The sequence below is a fragment of the Ruegeria sp. HKCCA5491 genome, from assembly GCF_013034565.1.
Classification (GTDB): Bacteria; Pseudomonadota; Alphaproteobacteria; order Rhodobacterales; family Rhodobacteraceae; genus Ruegeria.
Genome location: NZ_WQGG01000016.1, coordinates 38,886 through 57,358 on the forward strand (window position 1 = coordinate 38,886; position 18,473 = coordinate 57,358).

22 protein-coding genes are annotated in these 18,473 nt (G+C 58.4%); 9 read left to right on the plus strand and 13 right to left on the minus strand.

Going from position 1 to position 18,473, the window contains the following annotated elements:
- Nucleotides 1-23: 23 nt before the first annotated feature.
- On the minus strand, nucleotides 24-518 hold the full coding sequence (gene def / locus GOV88_RS18785; protein WP_171241365.1) for a peptide deformylase: 495 nt from the start codon (nucleotides 516-518) through the stop codon (nucleotides 24-26).
- A complete protein-coding gene (gene def, locus GOV88_RS18790) occupies nucleotides 515-1,033 on the minus strand; it encodes a peptide deformylase (protein WP_171125297.1) in 519 nt (172 codons plus the stop codon). The genes def (GOV88_RS18785) and def (GOV88_RS18790) overlap by 4 nt, the downstream gene beginning before the upstream one ends.
- A 94-nt stretch (nucleotides 1,034-1,127) precedes the next feature.
- Here def (GOV88_RS18790) and GOV88_RS18795 point away from each other — a divergent pair, with 94 nt between their 5' ends.
- Entirely contained in the window at nucleotides 1,128-2,300 is a 1,173-nt protein-coding gene (locus tag GOV88_RS18795; protein WP_171241366.1) for a MalY/PatB family protein, read from the plus strand.
- Nucleotides 2,301-2,335: 35 nt separating this feature from the next.
- Here the strand turns inward: GOV88_RS18795 and GOV88_RS18800 are convergent, their stop codons facing one another.
- Nucleotides 2,336-2,689: a hypothetical protein gene (locus GOV88_RS18800; protein WP_171241367.1), complete on the minus strand. Its 354-nt coding sequence runs from the start codon at nucleotides 2,687-2,689 to the stop codon at nucleotides 2,336-2,338.
- Between the two features lie 213 nt (nucleotides 2,690-2,902).
- Here GOV88_RS18800 and GOV88_RS18805 point away from each other — a divergent pair, with 213 nt between their 5' ends.
- The gene (locus tag GOV88_RS18805; RefSeq protein ID WP_171241368.1) at nucleotides 2,903-3,892 is read left to right on the plus strand and encodes a glutathione S-transferase family protein; all 990 of its coding nucleotides are present in this window, start codon (nucleotides 2,903-2,905) and stop codon (nucleotides 3,890-3,892) included.
- Here GOV88_RS18805 and GOV88_RS18810 read toward each other — a convergent pair.
- Nucleotides 3,874-4,236, minus strand: a complete 363-nt coding sequence (locus tag GOV88_RS18810) for a response regulator transcription factor (RefSeq protein ID WP_171241369.1) — start codon at nucleotides 4,234-4,236, stop codon at nucleotides 3,874-3,876. The genes GOV88_RS18805 and GOV88_RS18810 overlap by 19 nt on opposite strands.
- 183 nt (nucleotides 4,237-4,419) lie before the next feature.
- Between GOV88_RS18810 and GOV88_RS18815 the strand changes: the two genes are divergently transcribed.
- From GOV88_RS18815 to GOV88_RS18835, 5 genes are all read left to right on the plus strand, one after another.
- Nucleotides 4,420-5,385 (plus strand): threonine-phosphate decarboxylase, encoded by a 966-nt coding sequence (locus GOV88_RS18815; RefSeq protein WP_171241370.1) that lies wholly within the window; start codon nucleotides 4,420-4,422, stop codon nucleotides 5,383-5,385.
- Entirely contained in the window at nucleotides 5,382-6,302 is a 921-nt protein-coding gene (gene cbiB / locus GOV88_RS18820) for an adenosylcobinamide-phosphate synthase CbiB (protein WP_171125306.1), read from the plus strand. Before GOV88_RS18815 ends, cbiB begins: the two co-directional genes overlap by 4 nt.
- A gap of 11 nt (nucleotides 6,303-6,313) precedes the next feature.
- A complete protein-coding gene (locus GOV88_RS18825; RefSeq protein WP_171241371.1) occupies nucleotides 6,314-7,477 on the plus strand; it encodes a lytic murein transglycosylase in 1,164 nt (387 codons plus the stop codon).
- Nucleotides 7,478-7,587: 110 nt separating this feature from the next.
- Nucleotides 7,588-7,881 (plus strand): antibiotic biosynthesis monooxygenase, encoded by a 294-nt coding sequence (locus tag GOV88_RS18830; protein WP_171125310.1) that lies wholly within the window; start codon nucleotides 7,588-7,590, stop codon nucleotides 7,879-7,881.
- The gene (locus GOV88_RS18835; protein WP_171126870.1) at nucleotides 7,865-8,380 is read left to right on the plus strand and encodes a GFA family protein; all 516 of its coding nucleotides are present in this window, start codon (nucleotides 7,865-7,867) and stop codon (nucleotides 8,378-8,380) included. The genes GOV88_RS18830 and GOV88_RS18835 overlap by 17 nt, the downstream gene beginning before the upstream one ends.
- Nucleotides 8,381-8,388: 8 nt before the next feature.
- Here the strand turns inward: GOV88_RS18835 and GOV88_RS18840 are convergent, their stop codons facing one another.
- The 4 genes from GOV88_RS18840 to GOV88_RS18855 all read right to left on the minus strand — a co-directional run bounded on the left by GOV88_RS18840 (nucleotide 8,389) and on the right by GOV88_RS18855 (nucleotide 14,041).
- Nucleotides 8,389-8,739 carry a hypothetical protein gene (locus tag GOV88_RS18840; RefSeq protein ID WP_171126871.1) on the minus strand — a complete coding sequence of 117 codons (351 nt, stop codon included), beginning with the start codon at nucleotides 8,737-8,739 and terminating at the stop codon, nucleotides 8,389-8,391.
- A gap of 53 nt (nucleotides 8,740-8,792) precedes the next feature.
- Entirely contained in the window at nucleotides 8,793-12,248 is a 3,456-nt protein-coding gene (locus GOV88_RS18845; RefSeq protein WP_171241372.1) for a chromosome segregation SMC family protein, read from the minus strand.
- 139 nt (nucleotides 12,249-12,387) lie between these two features.
- Nucleotides 12,388-12,795 (minus strand): hypothetical protein, encoded by a 408-nt coding sequence (locus GOV88_RS18850; RefSeq protein ID WP_171126873.1) that lies wholly within the window; start codon nucleotides 12,793-12,795, stop codon nucleotides 12,388-12,390.
- Nucleotides 12,796-12,841: 46 nt separating this feature from the next.
- The gene (locus GOV88_RS18855) at nucleotides 12,842-14,041 is read right to left on the minus strand and encodes a PLP-dependent aminotransferase family protein (RefSeq protein WP_171241373.1); all 1,200 of its coding nucleotides are present in this window, start codon (nucleotides 14,039-14,041) and stop codon (nucleotides 12,842-12,844) included.
- A gap of 155 nt (nucleotides 14,042-14,196) precedes the next feature.
- On the opposite strand from GOV88_RS18855, the gene GOV88_RS18860 reads away from it, so the two are divergent.
- Nucleotides 14,197-14,967 carry an FCD domain-containing protein gene (locus GOV88_RS18860; RefSeq protein WP_171126875.1) on the plus strand — a complete coding sequence of 257 codons (771 nt, stop codon included), beginning with the start codon at nucleotides 14,197-14,199 and terminating at the stop codon, nucleotides 14,965-14,967.
- A 151-nt stretch (nucleotides 14,968-15,118) separates the two neighbouring features.
- Entirely contained in the window at nucleotides 15,119-15,793 is a 675-nt protein-coding gene (locus GOV88_RS18865) for a hypothetical protein (RefSeq protein WP_171241374.1), read from the plus strand.
- 83 nt (nucleotides 15,794-15,876) lie between these two features.
- Here the strand turns inward: GOV88_RS18865 and GOV88_RS18870 are convergent, their stop codons facing one another.
- The 5 genes from GOV88_RS18870 to GOV88_RS18890 all read right to left on the minus strand — a co-directional run bounded on the left by GOV88_RS18870 (nucleotide 15,877) and on the right by GOV88_RS18890 (nucleotide 18,447).
- Nucleotides 15,877-16,437: a F0F1 ATP synthase subunit B gene (locus GOV88_RS18870; protein WP_171125325.1), complete on the minus strand. Its 561-nt coding sequence runs from the start codon at nucleotides 16,435-16,437 to the stop codon at nucleotides 15,877-15,879.
- Nucleotides 16,438-16,442: 5 nt separating this feature from the next.
- Entirely contained in the window at nucleotides 16,443-16,994 is a 552-nt protein-coding gene (locus GOV88_RS18875; RefSeq protein ID WP_171125327.1) for a F0F1 ATP synthase subunit B', read from the minus strand.
- A gap of 86 nt (nucleotides 16,995-17,080) precedes the next feature.
- Nucleotides 17,081-17,305: a F0F1 ATP synthase subunit C gene (locus tag GOV88_RS18880; protein ID WP_005981269.1), complete on the minus strand. Its 225-nt coding sequence runs from the start codon at nucleotides 17,303-17,305 to the stop codon at nucleotides 17,081-17,083.
- A 48-nt stretch (nucleotides 17,306-17,353) separates the two neighbouring features.
- A complete protein-coding gene (locus tag GOV88_RS18885) occupies nucleotides 17,354-18,112 on the minus strand; it encodes a F0F1 ATP synthase subunit A (RefSeq protein WP_171126877.1) in 759 nt (252 codons plus the stop codon).
- Between the two features lie 2 nt (nucleotides 18,113-18,114).
- Complete coding sequence (locus tag GOV88_RS18890; RefSeq protein ID WP_171212633.1) at nucleotides 18,115-18,447, minus strand: AtpZ/AtpI family protein; 333 nt, start codon at nucleotides 18,445-18,447, stop codon at nucleotides 18,115-18,117.
- Nucleotides 18,448-18,473 lie beyond the last annotated feature (26 nt).

Sequence of the window (18,473 nt, forward strand, 5' to 3'; positions counted from 1 at the left end):
GCGGTGCCGGGCTGAAGCCCGGCCTACGCGAGTTTCTTGGCTTTGCGCAGCAGCATGTCGCGTTTGACCTTGCTGAGCCGGTCGAAATACATGCGGCCGTTCAGATGGTCGATCTGGTGCTGCACACTTGTCGCCTCGATCCCGACAAAATCACGGCGGTCGATCATGCCTTGTTCATTCAGAAACTTGACGGTCACCGCACGAGGTCGTTTCACTTTGGCCGACACGCCGGGCAGGTTTGGGCTGGCCTCATCATGTTCACGCATCTCGATCGAGCTGTGCAGAATCTCGGGATTCGCCAGTCGCACGGCCCGGCCCCGCTCGGTCGAACCATCCACGACCGCCAACCGCAGCATCACACCGATCTGAGGCGCAGCAAGGCCCACGCCGGGCATCGCCTCCATCGTGTCGACCATGTCATCCCAGATCGCGCGGATATCGTCGGTGATTTCGCTCACAACCTCTGCCTTGGTACGCAGGCGCTTGTCGGGCCATGGCAGACAGGTACGAACGGTCATGCGCGCGCCTTTTCACGTTTCAGCTTTTGCATCTTGCGCGTGATCATCTGGCGTTTCAGCGGTTTTAGATAGTCGATGAACAGCTTGCCGTTCAGATGGTCAATCTCGTGCTGCACGCAGGTCGCCCAGAGGTCATCGAATGTTTCCTGCTGCGCATTGCCGTCGCGGTCAATCCACGCCACCTCGACGACTTTGGGTCGGGTCACCTCTGCAAATTGCTCGGGGATCGACAGGCAACCTTCTTCATAGACGTTGGTTTCGTCCGACGATGCGATGATCTCGGGGTTGAACATGATCAGCGGGCGCGGTTCCTCGCCCTCTTCCTTGACGCAGTCCATCACGATCAGCCGATCCAGCACGCCAATCTGCGGCGCGGCCAGCCCAATACCGGGGGCGTCATACATGGTTTCCAGCATGTCATCGGCCAGTTGACGCAGCTCGTCCGACAGGTCGGTCACCGGGGCGCAGACCTTTTTCAGTCGGGGGTCGGGATGAATAAGAATTGAGCGTTTCATGGGGTTGATTTAGGCCATCACACGCCCCGCCGCAACGCCCCCCTTGCACCTGCCAAAATTGTAGCTAGCTTTCCAGCCGACAGATGGAGAAGACATGACGTTCAACGACCTGATCGACCGCCGGGGCACTTATAGCTCAAAATGGGACAAGCTAGAGAAACTCTACGGTATTTCACCGCAGGACGGGCTGGCGATGTGGACGGCAGATTCCGATTATCCCAGCGCACCCTGCGTTATCGAAGCCGTTCGAAAGGCCGCGGATCACGGTGTTTTCGGGTATTCGTGGGCGCACCCTGACTATCTGACTTCGGTCCAATGGTGGATGAAAAACCGTCATGCATGGGACATTGACACAGATTGGGTCCTGACCTCGCAAGGGCTGGGCAATGCGATCGCGCTGTGTCTGGATGTGTGGACCGAGCCCGGGGACGGCGTGGTCATATTCACGCCCGTCTATCATGAGTTCGCCCACAAGGTGAACAAATCCGGCCGCCGCGTGGTGGAATGCCCGCTGGCACGACAGGGCGACAGTTACACGATTGATCTGGACGACGCGCAGTCGCGCTTGGACGGGACAGAAAAGATGCTTCTGTGGTGTTCACCCCAGAACCCCTCCGGTCGGGTTTGGACTGCGGATGAGTTGCGCGCTGTGGCAGCCTTTGCTGAACGCAATGGCCTTGTGTTGGTCTCTGATGAGATTCACCATGACCTGGTCTACCCCGGCAGCACCTTTGTCCCCATGGACGTGGCCGCGCCCGCTGCACGACCGTGGACGGTAACCCTGACGGCGGCCTCCAAGACGTTCAACATTGCGGGTCAACGCACCGGCAACATGATAATTCCCGACCCAAAACTGCGCGCGGCGATGGTCCATCGCCTCGGCACCCTTGACTATGCGCCCAGCGCTTTGGGCGTGGCGATGATCATGGCGGCCTATTCGCCCGAAGGCGCCGCATGGGTCGACGAACAGGTTGCGCATCTTGACGGTAACCGAAAGCTTTTTGACGCAGCCATCGCAGATATCCCCGGCCTGTGGTCCATGCCACTTCAGGCGACTTTTCTGGCTTGGGTCGATTTTTCAGGAACCGGAATGGATCACCCTGAATTTATCCGCCGCCTGCGTGAGGACGCCAAGATCGCGACCTCGCCCGGCCCCGGATTTGGTCCGGGCGGCGAGACGTTCGAGCGGTTCAATCTGGCAACCCAGCGCAGCCGCGTGGAAGAAGCTTGCAACAGGCTGAAACAGGCCTTTTCTGACTTGCAGTGAATCCAAGCCCAACGATTGATCCGTTGGGCTAAGGCTTAGTCCTTATGCCCCAGCAAGGCTATCGGAGCATCGGGATCGCGGTAGAAATCCAGCGGAGCCTTGTCCGAGGCAGCAGTGCTGCGCTTGAATTCATACCGCATTTCACCGGCTTCGTCCTGATCCGCGATGATCAGGCACTGGTAGAGGTGATTTGCGCCATCATAAATATCGACCAGACCACGAAGCTGAGGTGTCGTTTCAGCTTCGACGGTAAAGCCATCCTTCCACAATCGCAGGACTTTGAACGTATTGTCGCCAAATTGAACACGAAGTCGGCTTGTCTTTTTCAATCCTGCGATTCGTGCCGCATCCAATTCGGCACTCATTTCCTTTGAAACATAGGTCGTCATTGCAAATTTCCCCCGCAGCAGAGTCCTATTGTGAGGGTCAGAATGTAAAAATCTAGTAAAGCTGGTCACCAAGAGCGTTTGGATTTCAACCTGTTGCACGGAAATCCCAACCGGACTTGTGCGCAGGCGCAGGCAATATGCGCGTCGCCTCGCATAGGAACCTTTAAGGCGACCGTCTATGTTCTTTGACATCTCAATTCGGAGGATCAGAGCATGGGCCTGTTGGTCGACGGCAAGTGGCACGACACATGGTATGACACCAAGTCCACAGGCGGGGCGTTCAAACGCAGTGCAGCGCAGTTTCGCAATTGGATAACGGCAGACGGCAGCGCAGGTCCGTCCGGCAAGGGGGGCTTCAAGGCCGAACCGAATCGCTATCACCTCTATGTCAGCCTCGCCTGCCCGTGGGCACACCGCACGTTGATCTTTCGCGAATTGAAGGGGTTGACTGACCTTATCTCGGTTTCAGTGGTACATCCTGACATGATGGACAAAGGCTGGACGTTTGAAACAGACGACCATGGCGCCACAGGGGACGGGCTCTTTGGGTTGGAGTTCGCCCATCAAGTCTATACCAAGGCCGATCCCGCCTATTCGGGCCGCGTTACGGTGCCAATTCTATGGGACAATACCCAGGAAACCATTGTTTCGAATGAAAGTTCCGAGATCATCCGCATGTTCAACTCGGCCTTCGACGGGATCACAGGAAACACCGACGATTACTGGCCCGAGGCTATGCGTGACGATATCGAAGAGGTCAACGCGCGTATCTATTCTGACGTCAACAACGGCGTGTACAAGTCAGGGTTCGCAACCAGTCAGCAAGCGTATGACGCGGCTGTTGGGCCGCTATTTGAAACACTGGGCTGGCTGGAAAACCGCCTGAGCACCCATCGCTATCTTATGGGAGATCGCGTTACAGAAGCTGATTGGAGGCTGTTCACAACCTTGATCAGGTTCGACCCCGTCTATCACCTGCATTTCAAGTGCAACCGAAACCGTCTGGTCGATTACCCGAACCTGTGGGCCTATACCCGCGAGCTTTATCAATGGCCCGGTGTCGCTCAGACCGTGAACATGAACCATATTGTGCGGCACTACCACTATAGTCACGACAGTATAAATCCGCATCGGATTATCCCGGTGAACCCCATGCTGGACTACATGGAACCACACGGTCGCGGTCAGCGACCCGCCGCGTAATGTTCAACCATCGCCGCCAGATCCTCTGGCGGCGTTTCACTTTGGACATAGGCGCAGGCATTTGGGCTATGCGCGAAAATCGACCCATCCGAGAAAAACGTGGTGTTGGTGACAAATATCACCCGCGCTTCGGGGCGGCGATAGCTGGCGAAGTCGGCAACAGCCAGAGCGCTGCCGGTTTCCAGCACAAGGTCCAACACAATGATGTCAAACTCTGCGCCATAAAGCGCAAGGATCGCGACCTCTTGCCCGGCCACAAGCGTGACCTCAGCGCCCTGACGCTCCAGATGCCTTTTCCAGACCCGACCAAGATCGGGGTTACTCTCTACAATCAAAACATTCATCAGCGACAACCTCGGGGCTAGGTAGAACAAACAGTGCTGGCCCCTGTAATTTGTGATCACGCGATTTCCTTAACAAACTGTTAACGGTATCTGCAGGGCTTCCGGATCGCGTGGATTTGCTTGTGCCGACGGCGAAAATCCGCTTGAAACGGACCGAAATCAAGGATTCCAACGAGCTTCACGATGACAACCCATAACGATATCTTGAACCCCCGATCCAAACGGGATCATGGCGGCGGGCTAGACGGGGCAATCGAATCCTATGGTGGGGCACGCGGCGATTGGATGGATCTTTCGACCGGGATCAATCCGCATCCCTATGATGTCACGGGTTTGACGCCCTCGGATTGGAGCGCGCTTCCCGATCACGGCGCGTTTGAACGCCTGACCAGTGCCGCGCGGCGTTTTTGGTCCGTTCCTGACGAGGCTGATATTTTACCCGCACCTGGCGCTTCCGCCCTGATTGCACGCATACCCGATCTTGCACCGCGCGGGCGGGTTCACATCACGCCGCCCACCTACAATGAACACGCAGCCGCTTTTTCAACGCATGGATGGTCAGTTCAGTCCGACGGTCCGACCGAAGCCCGCGTTATCGTGCATCCTAACAACCCTGATGGGCGGATATGGACCGAAGCCGACGCAAATGCCCCGCTAACCGTGATTGACGAAAGCTTTTGCGATGTCAGCCCCGAAGCGTCCCTGATCCATTTGGGGACCAAACCGGGTGTGATCGTACTGAAAAGCTTTGGCAAGTTCTGGGGGTTGGCGGGATTACGCCTTGGCTTCGCAATCGGCGACCCGAACCTGATTGCCCGCCTGAACGACCTGACCGGACCTTGGGCCGTTTCCGGTCCCGCCCTGCAGATCGGAGAACGAGCCCTGAGCGATACAGCTTGGGCCGACGCCACACGCCAACGCCTGACCGAGGAAACAATCAGGCTGGATACCCTTCTGACGCGGAAGGGTGCGAGGCTTGTGGGGGGAACCACGCTGTTCCGTCTTTATGCGGTCGACAAGGCCGCCGATTGGCAAGACCGTCTGGCCCATGCGCATATCTGGAGCCGCATCTTCCCCTATTCGCAAACCTACCTGCGGCTGGGGCTTCCACCTGCAAATGGCTGGGCACGGCTGGAGGCCGCGCTGTGAGCACCGCTTTTCTGCTGGTCTGCGCCATGTGCCTGGACGCGGCACTGGGGGAGCCAGATTGGGTGTGGTCCCGGGTAAGGCACCCCGCGGTGATGATCGGTAACCTTATCGGCCTGCTGGACAAACGATTGAATAGTGGCGGGCACCGGCGCCTGAAAGGGGTCGCCGTGGTCGTCCTACTGGTCATCGGCGCAATGATACTCGGAGGCGCACTGGCCATGCTTGGCCCCCTGGTTGAGCTTGTGATCTGCGCCATTCTCTTGGCGCAGAAATCCCTTGTGACGCATGTGCGAGATGTGGCCGAGGGGCTGAACGCCTCGCTTGACCAAGGGCGCGCGAAAGTGGCCATGATTGTCTCACGGGACACACGCGACATGACCGAGGCACAGGTCGCGCGGTCAGCGATCGAAAGTGCCGCCGAAAACCTGAGCGACGGTGTCATTGCGCCCGCCTTCTGGTTTCTGGTTGCCGGGCTGCCGGGTCTGCTGATCTACAAGGCGGTCAACACGGCCGACAGCATGATCGGCTACCGCTCAGAAAAATATCTTGAGTTTGGTTGGGCCGCCGCCCGTCTGGATGATGTTCTGAACCTGATCCCTGCCCGCCTGACCAGCGTCATGATCGTCGTGCAATCTGGTCAATGGGCGCAGTGGCAAGGAATCACCTCAGACGCGCGGCGCCATATCTCGCCAAACGCAGGCTGGCCTGAGGCCGCCATGGCCCGTGCCCTGAACGTCGCACTTGCCGGGCCGCGCAGCTATGATGGAAAGCTTCGGGATTTGGCATGGGTCAACGGCGACGCCCCGCGTGAGATCGGTGCACCGGAGGTTTTCCGCGCATGTAACATGCTGTGGACCGTTTGGGGGCTTGCGCTGGGCCTCGTGTCGGTGTGGGCTGGGCTTAGTTTTATTCTCTGACGGTGCCACCCATGCGTTTTCTTTCTGGTCTTGTTGCAACCACCCTATTCATCACACCCGCCTTTGCCCAATGTGGTGGCGGGTTCAATTCCTTTGTGAATGGGCTAAAGACCGAGGCGGTGGACAACGGGTTTGATAAATCTACTATCGACGCTTTCTTTCAAGGTGTTCAGCAGGATGGCGCCGTTCTCAGAGCTGACCGCGCGCAAGGCGTCTTTCAGAAACCATTCATTGATTTCTCTCGCCGCCTGATCTCGCAAAACCGAATAGATCGCGGGCAGGCCATGTCACACAAATACGACGCTGTTTTTGACCGGATTGAGCGGGAATATGGGGTATCACGCGGCGTGTTGCTGGCATTCTGGGCGTTTGAAACCGACTACGGAGCGGTTCAGGGGGATTTCAACACCCGCAACGCACTGGTGACATTGGCCCATGATTGCCGCCGGCCCGAACTGTTCCGCCCTCAGATATTTGCGGCGCTGGAATTGTACAGTCAGGGCAATTTCGACCCCGCCCGAACGACCGGCGCGTGGGCGGGTGAGATCGGCATGGTTCAAATGCTACCGCAGGATATTCTGGACAATGGCGTGGACGGCGACGGAGACGGGACGGTTTCGCTGAAAACCTCGGCCCCGGATGCGCTAATGTCCGGCGCAAAAATGCTGTCGCATCTTGGGTGGCAACCAGGTCAGCCGTGGCTGCAGGAGGTCGCGGTTCCGGACCAAATGGATTGGTCCCTGTCCGGCCCGGGCAAGCCGCGCCCGGTCTCGGACTGGCAGGCGATGGGAGTACAGGCCCGAAACGGTTCGCTGGCCAATCTGCCTGCGTCACTGATCCTGCCGCAGGGACACAAGGGACCGGCGTTTCTGGCCTATCCCAATTTCGACGTCTATTTCGAATGGAACCAGAGCTTTGTCTACGTCCTGACCGCCGCCTATTTCGGCACCCGTCTGGAAGGTGCCCAAATCTATGACGCCGGGAATCCAACACAGGGTTTGACAGGCGCACAGATGAAGCAGCTACAAACCAAACTTCAGGCACGCGGCCATGATGTAGGCAAGATCGACGGCATTCTGGGGGCCGGGACACGGTCGGCCGTTCAGGCCGAGCAACAACGGCTGGGTCTGCCTGCGGATGCGTGGCCGACGGCAGAGTTGTTGGGGCGGTTGTGACGCGGTGTCTGGCTTGTGCCCTGATAAGACAAGGTCGTTACAAAATGATATGGTCCTAGAAGCTGAGGCGCTCGTGCATGCAGGAACCAAACTTTTCGGAGGATGGAAGAATGATCATGCGCATTTTTCAGGTCGTGACTCGGCCGGGCAAAGAAGAAGAGTTCAGCAAATTCTTCCATGAAACAGCGATCCCCTTGATGCGAAGCACCAAGGGCATGGTTCAAGTATTTCCTGGGGCTGCGCGCACCGACACACCCCGAGAATTCAGCTTTGTTATGGTGTGGGAAAATCTAGAGTCACTTAAGGCGTTTGTCGGCGAAGACTACCAGAGTCCGCACATCGATCCCGCAGAGACAGAGTTGGTCGAGTCGCGTTCGATCAAACACTATGAACTGGTCGAATAAAGACGATGGCACGAATGCAAACGACAACTTGGGGGAAACAATGATCAAGGGAAAATGCGGCTGCGGAGCCGTAACGTATCAGATGACGACACCACCTATGTTCGTCCATTGCTGTCACTGTAACGAATGCCAGCGACAAACCGGAGCGGCTTATGTCTTGAACGCCATTATTGAGGCTGACCGCGTGCAGCTTGAGGGGCCGATCACTGAACACGAACTTTCCACGCCAAGCGGTAAAGGCCAGATTATTACGCGTTGCAAGAATTGTGGCGTCGCCGTGTTCAGCAGCTACATGATCCGTCTTGGCAAGTTAAAGTACGTGCGTGTTGGGACATTGGACAACCCGGATCAATGTCCTCCGGATGCGCAGATTTTCACGAACAGCAAACAAGCTTGGGTACCACTCAGCGAGGAGATTCCCGCCTTCAAAGAATTTTACACATTCGATGAAGTGTGGCCTCAAAGTTCGCTAAAACGATTGGAGACAGCTTTTTCCTGATGGATCAGTCACTCCGGCCTGACCGGATACCGATCGCCTTTCTCATCAATCAGGATCAAGCGTTCTCCACTGCGCACGTACAGATCACAGCGACTGAATCCGTTGCGATAGGCGATACAGACGCTGCCGTCTTCGGCGATGGAATAGGTGCCAAAGGCCGCGTCGCCGCTGGCGTAGGTATAGGAGTAGGCACCCCCGGCCGAGAATGCAGCCTGACCGTCATCGTAGAAGGTGAAAGTTTGACCCGCCAACGCGTCCAGCTCTTCGGGCGACAGGGGGGTGTCTCCGGGTTTGGTCGGCCAATCGGCGGCGCTGGCGGGGCCAGCGATCAGCAGGGCGAGGATCAGATATCGGGTCATACCGCGACCCTATCGTGAAAGACCCGCAACAGGCGTCACGATGCAGTGAGCGGTCAGGCGACCATCTGCTCGGCCTTCTTCAGATCGACGGAAACCAGTTGGCTGACGCCTTGTTCCTGCATGGTCACGCCGAACAGCCGGTCCATCCTTGCCATCGTCACCGCGTGGTGGGTGATGATCAGGAACCGCGTGTCGGTCTGGCGGCACATCTCGTCCAGCAAGTCGCAGAAGCGCGTCACGTTGGCGTCGTCCAAAGGCGCGTCGACCTCGTCCAGCACACAGATCGGCGCGGGGTTGGCGAGGAAGACGCCAAAGATCAGCGCGGTCGCGGTCAGAGTTTGCTCCCCACCCGACAACAGGCTGAGGGTCGAGAGCTTCTTGCCCGGCGGCTGGCACATGATCTCAAGCCCGGCATCCAGCGGATCATCGCTTTCGACCATGACCAGATTGGCCTCGCCGCCTCCAAACAGGTGCTTGAATAGCATGGCGAAGTTCGAATTCACCTGTTCAAACGCCGTCAGCAGACGCTCGCGCCCTTCGCGGTTGAGGCTGGCAATACCGCTGCGCAGCGCCTTGATCGCCTCTTCCAGATCAGCCTTTTCACCGTTCAGCGTGTCGAATTCCTCCTGAACCTCTTTGCTGTCTTCTTCGGCGCGCAGGTTCACCGCGCCCATCGCGTCGCGCTGACGTTTGTGGCGGTTGACCTCGGCCTCAAGCGCGTCGGCGGCGGGCATCTGGTCGGGGTTCACGTCCAACTGATTCAACAACTGGTTCGGGGTCAGTTGCTGATCTTCGGCAATGCGTTCAGCCGCCGCGGTCACCCCTTCTTTGGCGGCATCACACCGTGCCTCGGCAGCCGCTCGGGTCTCGCGGGCTTCGGACGCGACGCGCTCTGCATCCCGCTCGGCCATGACAACTTCGCGCTGCTGGGTTTCGGCCAGAGCCAGCTTATCCAAAGCCTCGGCCCGACGCGCTTCGGCCGTTTCAATCAACTCGTTGAGTTCTTCGCGCGCCTCGGCAATTTCACCGGGGGCGGCCATGGCTTCGGACAGCTCGTCTTCCGAGCTTTCCTTGCGCTCTGCCAGTTCCGAAATTCGCTTCTCGGCACTGTCCAGACGGTGCCGCCACCCGCTCAGGTCTTTGGTCACCTCTTGTGTGCGCCGGGTTCGGGCCTCTCCTTCGCGGCGCAGCTCATCATGGGTCGAACGGTGGGTCAGCATCGTGATCCGCGCGGCCTCGACTGTCTGTTTGATGTCCTCAACCTGCGCGCGGGCGCTGTCCAGATCACCCAAACCGGTCAGCGCACCCTCGGCCTCGCGCAGTTGGGCGCGGGCAGACATGGCGTCTTCCTTGTGGCGGTCGACGGCAAGGGTCAAAGTCTCAAGCTTGCCCTGTGCCAGATTGCGGTCGGCCTCGGCCCGGCTGAGTTGCCGAGCAGTTTCTGCCATACGCTGATCAGCAGCACGGCGGGCTTCACGCGCTCGGCGGTCCGCTTCGGTGACATCGGCCAGTTGCTGCGACAGGGCCTCATGCGCCGCGCGTGCGCCATCGGCTTGCGCTTCGGTCCGGGCCAATTCCTGTTTCAGCGCTTCCAGCTTGTTCAGTTGCTCCAACCGAAGGGCAGCCGCGCTTGGCGCGTCCTCGGCCCAGGCCCGGAACCCGTCCCAGCGCCACAAGTCGCCCGAGCGCGACACCAGACGTTGCCCTGGTTGCAGCGAGGCCTGCAACCGCTCACCTTGTTCTGCGTCGACCAACCCGATCTGAGCAATCCGGCGGCTCAGACGGTCCGGCCCTGAGACATGCAGCGCCAGCGGCTCTGCGCCGTCTGGCAGGGGCTGATCGGCATCGTATCCGGCAACCTGAACCCAGCCGGACGGTCCGTCACCTTCGACCAGAGGCGCGCGCAGATCATCGGCCAGCGCCGCACCCAGCGCCTTTTCGTAACCCGGTGCAACGCGCAGCAGGTCAAGCACCTGCCCGCCTTCGGCCGTGTCACGTTCGACCAGTTTCGCAAGGGCCGCGGTTTCGGCGCGAATGGCGCCAAGCTCACCTTCAGCTTCGGACCGTTGGGCACGGGCCTCGGCCTCTCGGGCCTGTGTTTCGGTGCGCATCTCATCTGCAGCGGCCAGGGCTTCTTCGGCGGCCTCAGCAGATTCTCGGGCTTCTTCCTCACCCTCCTGAGCGGCCTCGAACGCGTCGGTTGCGCGGCTTAGTGCGTCACGGGCTTCGTCCACCGCAACACGGGCTTTTTCTTCTTCACCCTCAGACCGGGCCAGCGTCTTGCGGCTGTCCTCAACCAAACGCTGCGCCGACTGGTGCCGGGCGACAAGACGGGCCATATCCTCGGTTTCCTGCGAGAGGTGATCCTCGCGGTCCTGCAGGACAGACGCTGCCTCGCGCGCAATCTCGGCGGCTTCGGCGACTTTCTCGTCATGTCCTTCGGTGGCCTTGGCAAGCTCTCTCGCCTCCCATTCCAACCGTTCGATCATCTGACCTGCGTCGCGGTTCAGACCGGCCTCACGCTCAATATCGTTACCCAACTGCTGAATGCGGTTGGTCAAGGTTTCGATCGTCTGCCGCGCGCGTGTTTCCTGGTCGGCCAGTTGATCGCGCTGCACCTGCTGGCGTTGCAACACGGCAGCGGCAATCGCCTCTTCCTCGCGTAGAGGGGGCAGAGTTTGCTCGATCTCGGCGCGTTTGGCCGCCGCTTCACGCGCTTCGGCCTCGGCGCGGGACGCCTCGGTAATGCGCTCGCGCAGCTTTTCTTCGGCCTGCTGGCGGGCCATGTCGGCCTCTTTCCAGCGGCGATACAGCAGCATCCCCTCGGCCTGCCGCAACTGTTCGCCAATCTCGCGATACCGGGCAGCCTGGCGCGCTTGTCGGGCCAACTGCGCAAGCTGCGTTCCAAGCTGTTCCAGCACGTCATCGACGCGCGTCAGGTTGGATTCAGTACCTTTCAGCTTCAACTCGGCCTCGTGCCGACGCTGGTACAGACCGGAGATCCCCGCAGCCTCTTCCAGGATACGCCGACGCGCGCGAGGTTTGGCGTTGATCAATTCGGCGATGCGGTTCTGACCCACAAGCGCGGGTGAATGCGCCCCCGTGGACGCATCGGCAAACAGCATCTGCACATCGCGCGCCCGCACGTCCTTGCCATTTGTCTTATAGGCGCTGCCCACATCGCGGGTGATACGGCGTACGATCTCAAGCTGATCGGTGTCATTGAACCCTGACGGGGCCAGCCGTTCCGAGTTGTCCATGGTCAAAACAACTTCGGCAAAGTTGCGAGCGGGACGTGTGGCCGCCCCCGCAAAAATCACATCCTCCATCGCGCCACCGCGCATGGATTTGGGGCGGTTTTCCCCCATCACCCAACGCAACGCTTCCAGGAGATTGGACTTGCCGCAGCCATTTGGACCCACAACTCCGGTCAACCCGTCCGCGATGATCAGGTCGGTCGGATCAACAAAGCTTTTGAAGCCGGTGAGTTTGAGTTTGCTAAAGCGCAAAGGCGACGGGTCCCATGATTCCTATATCTGGAAGTCTGCGCAACAGATTGGGGCTGAGTCAACGAGGTTGCGCAGGATATGGGATATCGGCATGAGTTATCCACAATATCTTGCTGATTTCCGCCGGCCTCAGTCTGTATCAATAGGGCGTACACTCAAAAACCTGATAACCGCCGTCACCTGAACTTTCATAGGTGCCAAAATCAATACATTCGTAGTTTGGCACGGAAATCGAGGTCAGCAACAAGCGTTCACCGGCCTGACGGTCACACCCCAAAACGCCGACCGTGACGGCTGCATCACCCAGAACATCAAGAATCGGGCAGCCAGATACCTGTGCCATCGCAAGGGCTGCGCGATCGCGGATTGGGCCCAAGCGCGGGGCATATTGCGTGTTGATCCGCACCGCCTCGGCCAACTCTCCTCTCACGCGTACGTCAAAAACGCTGCCGTTGACAGCAATACGAGTGGCCGGAACATCGCGGAATTGCGGTGTGCCAGCCGAACAAGCGGCCAACATCAGCAGCAAAGTCAGAAGCCGTTTCATACCCCGCTCAATGGCCGGAATTGGTTAACAGACCCTTATTGCGCATTCAGGCCTGCAAGACCTCACCCAAGCGACGTATGCCTTCACGAATTGTCGCCTCGTCCGAATTTGAAAAGCTCAAACGGATCGTGTTTGCACCCGAGCCATCTGGGAAAAATGCCTGACCCGGAACAAAGGCCACTTTGACCGTTTCCAAAGCGCGGGACAGCAATGCGGCACCATCAGTACCAACAGGCAGCGTCAGCCAGACAAACATCCCCCCTTCGGGCTTCGTCCATTCCACCCCATCCGGCATGTATTCTTCCAACGCATCCAGCATCGCTCCCCGGCGCGCGCCGTAAGTCTGTCGCAGCATTGGGATATGCGTGTCGAAACACGCCCGAGCCACTTGGTCGATCGCCATCTGGTTAATGGTCGCCGAGTGAAGATCAGCAGCCTGCTTCATCAGCACCAGTTGAGAGATCACGGGCTTGGCCGCAACAACCCACCCGACCCTAAGGCCCGGCGACAGCGTCTTGGAGAAACTACCGCAATAGATTGTACGACAGTCTTCGATCGCCCCTTTCCGCGCCAGCTCCAATGCTAAAATCGGTGGGATCGCTTCCCCTTCATATCGCAACGCCTGATACGCCCCGTCTTCGATCACGGCGCAATTCAAGTCCTCAGCAAGATCCAGCAAAGCCTCGCGGCCCCGCAAATCCATGGTCTCGCCCGTTGGGTTGGCGAAATCCGGAGACAGGTAGGCAAACTTGACCCTGCCGGCCCCGGCAGCGGCGACGTATTCATCAGCACCCCGGTTGCCATTCACGCTTAGCCGGTCGAACCGTGGCTCATAGGCGTTGAATGCAGCCAGCGCGCCCAGATATGTCGGCCAACCAACAAGCGCCGTATCGCCGGGCGACAGGTAAAGCTTACCCAAATAGTCCAACGCTTGCTGTGACCCGGATGTGATCAGGATGTTGTCGATGTCGCAGACAACGCCGATCTCGCGCATGTGGTCGACAAGCCATTCGCGCAACGGGGCATAGCCTTCGCTGACCGAATACTGCAGGGCCTGCGCCTTTTTTTCTGGACTAAGCGCAACCTGAAAAGCCTGCGAGAATGCGTCTGCGGGAAACAAGGCCGGGTCCGGAATTCCGCCTGCAAAGGAAATGATTCCGGGCTGATCCAGCAGCTTCAGCAATTCGCGAATTTCCGACGCCTTCATGCGCGACGCCCGCGTTGCAAACAACTCGTGGTTGGTCATGAGCCTCCTCCGCTCTTGAATGGGTGAACACTAGTGACTCACACATTAATGTCAATATTGCTGACCTAATGTTTTGAACCCTGTGATCTGCTCTTCTTGAACCGCACCGCAAACCGTGGTCATATGATTTGACCAATTCTCAAAACGACATCCTCATGCCCTTTCAAAAAGTTCAGACCGAAAAGCTCTCAATAGCGGTGGTGCGGCAAATCGAATTGCTGATCCTGCGAGGCATCCTACGCCCCGGCGAGCGCCTTCCGGCCGAGCGTGAACTGGCTGAACGACTGGGCGTGTCCCGTCCATCCCTGCGCGAGGCGATTTCCGAGTTGCAGGACCAAGGTTTGCTGACCGCAAAAGCCGGATCCGGCATCTATGTGGCCGAGGTTTTGGGATCGGCCTTTTCCCCCGCCCTGATCCGACTGTTCAGCAGCCATGATGAGGCGGTTTCGGACTATCTGTCTTTCCGCCGGGATATGGAGGGGTTGGCAGCCGAGCGCGCGGCGCGACTGGGGTCGGAAAGCGATTTGAAGGTCGTTCAGACGATCTTTGACAAAATGGAAGCCGCCCACACGCGCAATGCCCCGGAAGACGAAGCGCATCTGGACGCCCAGTTTCATATGGCCATCATCGACGCAAGCCATAACGTCGTGATGCTGCACATGATGCGATCCATGTTTGACTTGCTGCGGCAAGGTGTTTTCTACAATCGCCAAATGATGTTCAACCAGCGCACCACGCGCGAGGCTATTCTAGATCAGCACCGAGACATCAACGCCGCGCTTCAGGCCCGCGATCCGGAAGGTGCCAGAGAAGCAGTACATCGTCACCTGAGCTTTGTGCGGCAATGTATGGAAGACCACCAGAAGGCCCTCCGTAACGAGGCGATCGCGCAGCAAAGGCTGGATCACGAAACCGGACAGGCTTAAGGGCGCTTTGGTGCGTTTCCGAGCAGCTTTAAAGTCACACGCGGACTGACAGGCCGGCACGAGACTTCGGCTAATCGCTGGACCTTTTGCCGAAAGTTAGACATCTAGTGCCGGTAGACCCCGAACCCGTGTGGGAACCCTGATTATCAACATGTCCAAACTTACTTTCGGCCTGAACAGCAAAGATGACCCCTGCATAATTGTGGCCAGCAATGGCAGATCGGGCAGTACGCTAATGTTTGACGCGCTTTGGGTGGCCTGCAAGCGTCGCCGCTGGTTCCGAAAACCAAAGGCAGGGTTTGAACCGGAATTGGCAACGGCTGAATTGCCTGCGGGATCTCTGATCAAGACCCATGATTTTCCGGCTGGCCTGAAGGGCCGCGAAAACGTCAAGGTTCTGTTCTGTTTTGGCCGCACGAAAGACTCTGCCCTTTCCGTCTATTCCGCGTTGGAGAGATTTGGGCGGGATTGGGTAGACCAGCACTTTGAACACCTTCATGCCAAGGGCACATTCGATGATCTGTTCGAATTTGATGTTCTCAATCAAGTCGAACAGATGAGGCGATGGGGCACGTTTCAGGATGTCCCTGTTCTGTGCCTCAGCTACGATGCGATCTGGCGCAAACAAGAAGATGTCCAAGATTTTCTGGGATTGAAGTTCACTTTGCCAGAGCGGGCTGAACGGGCGCGCAAGTCTATCCCTGACGAAGTTTTGGCGAAGGCTGCTCAGGTTTATGACCCCATCGACAGGGCACTGGCGGATTTGCCGGAATTGTTTGTGGCCTCGCCGGATTACGAAAGCGCCCTCAGCAGGTTGCCGGGGTAATGAGTGGCAATACCCCATCCGAACTGTGACAAACAAAAAACCCGGCTCAACGGCCGGGTTTCTTGTTCGGATTGCGCAACAGCTTAGTGCAGCTTTTCGCCCACATCGGCGATTGCCGCGTCGATAAGCTTGTTGGCTTGCGTAGCAGTCATCTGTTTGGCCAGAACCGTGTTTGCTGCGGAAACTGCAACAGTGATGGCCTGATCACGGACTTCTTTCACAGCCGAAGCCTCAGCCGATGCAATCTGATCCTGCGCAGCCGCCAGGCGGCGTGCGATGGATTTTTCCAGATCGACCTTGGCTTGTTCAGCAGCCAGAGCCGCGTCGTCCTTGGCCGCCGCAACAATAGCGTCTGCCTGCGTTTGCACTTCACGCTGCTTACGCTCATACGAGGCAAGCAGGCTGCGCGCTTCTTCATGCAGGGCGCGGGCTTCGTCCAGTTCGGACTTGATGCCCTCGGCACGGTTGTCCAACGCGCCACCGATCATGCCGGGGACCTTGAAATAGAACAGGACCGCGATGAACACGATGAAGCCCAGAAGGACCACAAAATCCGTGTTGCCAAGCGAGAAGAACGGACCTTTGGCCGCAAACGCCGGGCTAGCTGCACCGACGGTCAGGATAAGGGCAAGAGTATTCCGCATGTCACTTATCCTTTCGTCTGCGCGTCAATTGCACTGTCGATGGCTTTGGCATCCGCCTCGCCGCCCAGTGCAGTAACCAGTTCAGCCGCCGTATCCTTGGCAACCACTTGAATGCTTTCCAGCGCACCTGCACGGATTTCGGCGATTGCCTTTTCCGATTCAGCCGCCTTTGCAGCGATTTCCGCGTCCGCCTTGGCAATCGCGTCATCCAGACCGGACTGAATTTCAGCACGGGCTTCCGCTGCGATACGCTGTGCCTCAGAACGGGCATCGGCCAGCGCCTTGTTATAGGCCTCTTCGGCCTCGACCGCCTTGGCCTTCAGATCTTCGGCCGCAGCCAGGTCATTTGTAATGGTCCCCTGACGTTCAGCCAGGATTGCCGCGATGCGGGGCAGAGCCACGCGAGACAGGACCAGAAAGATGACGACCAGCGTAATGACCAGCCAGAAAATCTGGTTGGGGAACCAATCGAAGCAGAGCTGCGGCATCCCGATGGCAGAGCCATAGGAGTCGACGCACGAGCCAGCTACCTCTTTTGTAAGGGGTTCAGTCGCCATGATATCCTCCGTCGGAAACTTGTCTTTACAACAGGTGGACCGCTATGGCTTGGGCCCACCTGCGCGTAAGGATCAGGTTCCGCAGATTATACGGCGAACATCAGCAGCAGCGAGACCAGGAATGCGAAGATCCCCAGGGCTTCTGCGAATGCGATACCGATGAAGAGGGTTGCGGTCTGCGAAGCAGCCGCCGAAGGGTTGCGCAGGGCGCCGGCCAGGAAGTTGCCTGCTACGTTGCCCACCCCGATTGCGGCTGCGCCGGAACCGATTGCTGCCAGGCCTGCGCCGATGTGTGCGAGATCGCCTTCCATGATGTATCTCCTTACGAATTGGAAGTTTCGATGTTGGGTGTTCGGACCTTAGTGCGACGGATGCAGCGCATCTTTCAGATAAACACAGGTCAGAATGGTGAAAACGTAGGCCTGAATGAAGGCCACCAGGACCTCGAGGCCATACATTGCGGTGATCGCCAGAACGGACACGGGTGAGATCACGGCGACCGCAGCGAAGCCTGCGAACACCTTGATCACCGCGTGGCCTGCCATGACGTTACCGGCAAGACGAATGGAGTGGCTGACGGGGCGCACGAAGTACGAGATCAGCTCGATGATCGCCAGGATCGGGCGCAGCGCCAGAGGCGCACTGGAGACCCAGAACAGGCCCAGGAACGCGGCACCGTTTTTGACAAAGCCCAGAACGGTCACGGTCAGGAACACGGCCAGCGCCAGCGGGATAGTGACCGCGAAATGCGAGGTTGTGGTGAACGAGGTCGGGATCAGGCCCAGGAAGTTGGCGCAGACAATGAACATGAACAGGGTCATGACATAAGGGAAGAACTTGACGCCTTCCTTGCCGCAGATGTCTTCCAGCATCTTGTAGACGAAACCGTAGGTCAATTCTGCGACCGACTGCATACGTGTCGGAACAATCGCGCGCTTTGATGTCGGCAGAACCAGCAGCAGAACAACCGCGGCGATCGCAAAGAACAGCCACAGGGTCACGTTGGTGATGGTGAACATGCCAACTGCACCGTCGCCAAACAGCGGTTTGACGATGAACTGATCCATTGGGTGGAATACCAGGCTGCTGCCTTCTGCTGCGGTGGTCTCAGTTGCCACGTTCAGTCCCTCTCGTCCTTCTCGGCAGCCGTCGCCGCCGCTTGTTTCTCTTGAACCTCTTTCGCGCTGCGGAGCATAACCTTCACGCCCGCGACAAGGCCCAGCAATGTGAACAGCACCAGAAAGATCGGGATCGTCCCGAGCAGGCTGTCCAGCCCGTATCCGATGCCAAATCCGATCCCCAGACCGGATACCATTTCGATGACCATCCTCCAGGCAAGCTCGCCGCCGGATATGTCACTGTCTGCGCGCTTGGGTGGCTCTTTGGCCTTTTTCGCCGCGTCGATCTTGGCCTCAAGCTGCGCCATACGCTGCTTTTGGTCATCATCAGTCACGGGCGTTTCCTTCGCACAGTCTTGGG

Bases quoted from the DNA above. Each gene is read 5' to 3' on its own strand.
- def (WP_171125297.1), bottom strand. From the start codon at position 1,033: ATGAAACGCTCAATTCTTATTCATCCCGACCCCCGACTGAAAAAGGTC.
- GOV88_RS18805 (WP_171241368.1), top strand. From the start codon at position 2,903: ATGGGCCTGTTGGTCGACGGCAAGTGGCACGACACATGGTATGACACC.
- GOV88_RS18800 (WP_171241367.1), bottom strand. From the start codon at position 2,689: ATGACGACCTATGTTTCAAAGGAAATGAGTGCCGAATTGGATGCGGCA.
- GOV88_RS18835 (WP_171126870.1), top strand. From the start codon at position 7,865: ATGAACTGGTCGAATAAAGACGATGGCACGAATGCAAACGACAACTTG.
- GOV88_RS18825 (WP_171241371.1), top strand. From the start codon at position 6,314: ATGCGTTTTCTTTCTGGTCTTGTTGCAACCACCCTATTCATCACACCC.
- GOV88_RS18815 (WP_171241370.1), top strand. From the start codon at position 4,420: ATGACAACCCATAACGATATCTTGAACCCCCGATCCAAACGGGATCAT.
- GOV88_RS18810 (WP_171241369.1), bottom strand. From the start codon at position 4,236: ATGAATGTTTTGATTGTAGAGAGTAACCCCGATCTTGGTCGGGTCTGG.
- GOV88_RS18850 (WP_171126873.1), bottom strand. From the start codon at position 12,795: ATGAAACGGCTTCTGACTTTGCTGCTGATGTTGGCCGCTTGTTCGGCT.
- GOV88_RS18865 (WP_171241374.1), top strand. From the start codon at position 15,119: ATGTCCAAACTTACTTTCGGCCTGAACAGCAAAGATGACCCCTGCATA.
- GOV88_RS18795 (WP_171241366.1), top strand. From the start codon at position 1,128: ATGACGTTCAACGACCTGATCGACCGCCGGGGCACTTATAGCTCAAAA.
- GOV88_RS18830 (WP_171125310.1), top strand. From the start codon at position 7,588: ATGATCATGCGCATTTTTCAGGTCGTGACTCGGCCGGGCAAAGAAGAA.
- GOV88_RS18855 (WP_171241373.1), bottom strand. From the start codon at position 14,041: ATGACCAACCACGAGTTGTTTGCAACGCGGGCGTCGCGCATGAAGGCG.
- GOV88_RS18875 (WP_171125327.1), bottom strand. From the start codon at position 16,994: ATGGCGACTGAACCCCTTACAAAAGAGGTAGCTGGCTCGTGCGTCGAC.
- GOV88_RS18860 (WP_171126875.1), top strand. From the start codon at position 14,197: ATGCCCTTTCAAAAAGTTCAGACCGAAAAGCTCTCAATAGCGGTGGTG.
- GOV88_RS18880 (WP_005981269.1), bottom strand. From the start codon at position 17,305: ATGGAAGGCGATCTCGCACACATCGGCGCAGGCCTGGCAGCAATCGGT.
- GOV88_RS18870 (WP_171125325.1), bottom strand. From the start codon at position 16,437: ATGCGGAATACTCTTGCCCTTATCCTGACCGTCGGTGCAGCTAGCCCG.
- GOV88_RS18840 (WP_171126871.1), bottom strand. From the start codon at position 8,739: ATGACCCGATATCTGATCCTCGCCCTGCTGATCGCTGGCCCCGCCAGC.
- def (WP_171241365.1), bottom strand. From the start codon at position 518: ATGACCGTTCGTACCTGTCTGCCATGGCCCGACAAGCGCCTGCGTACC.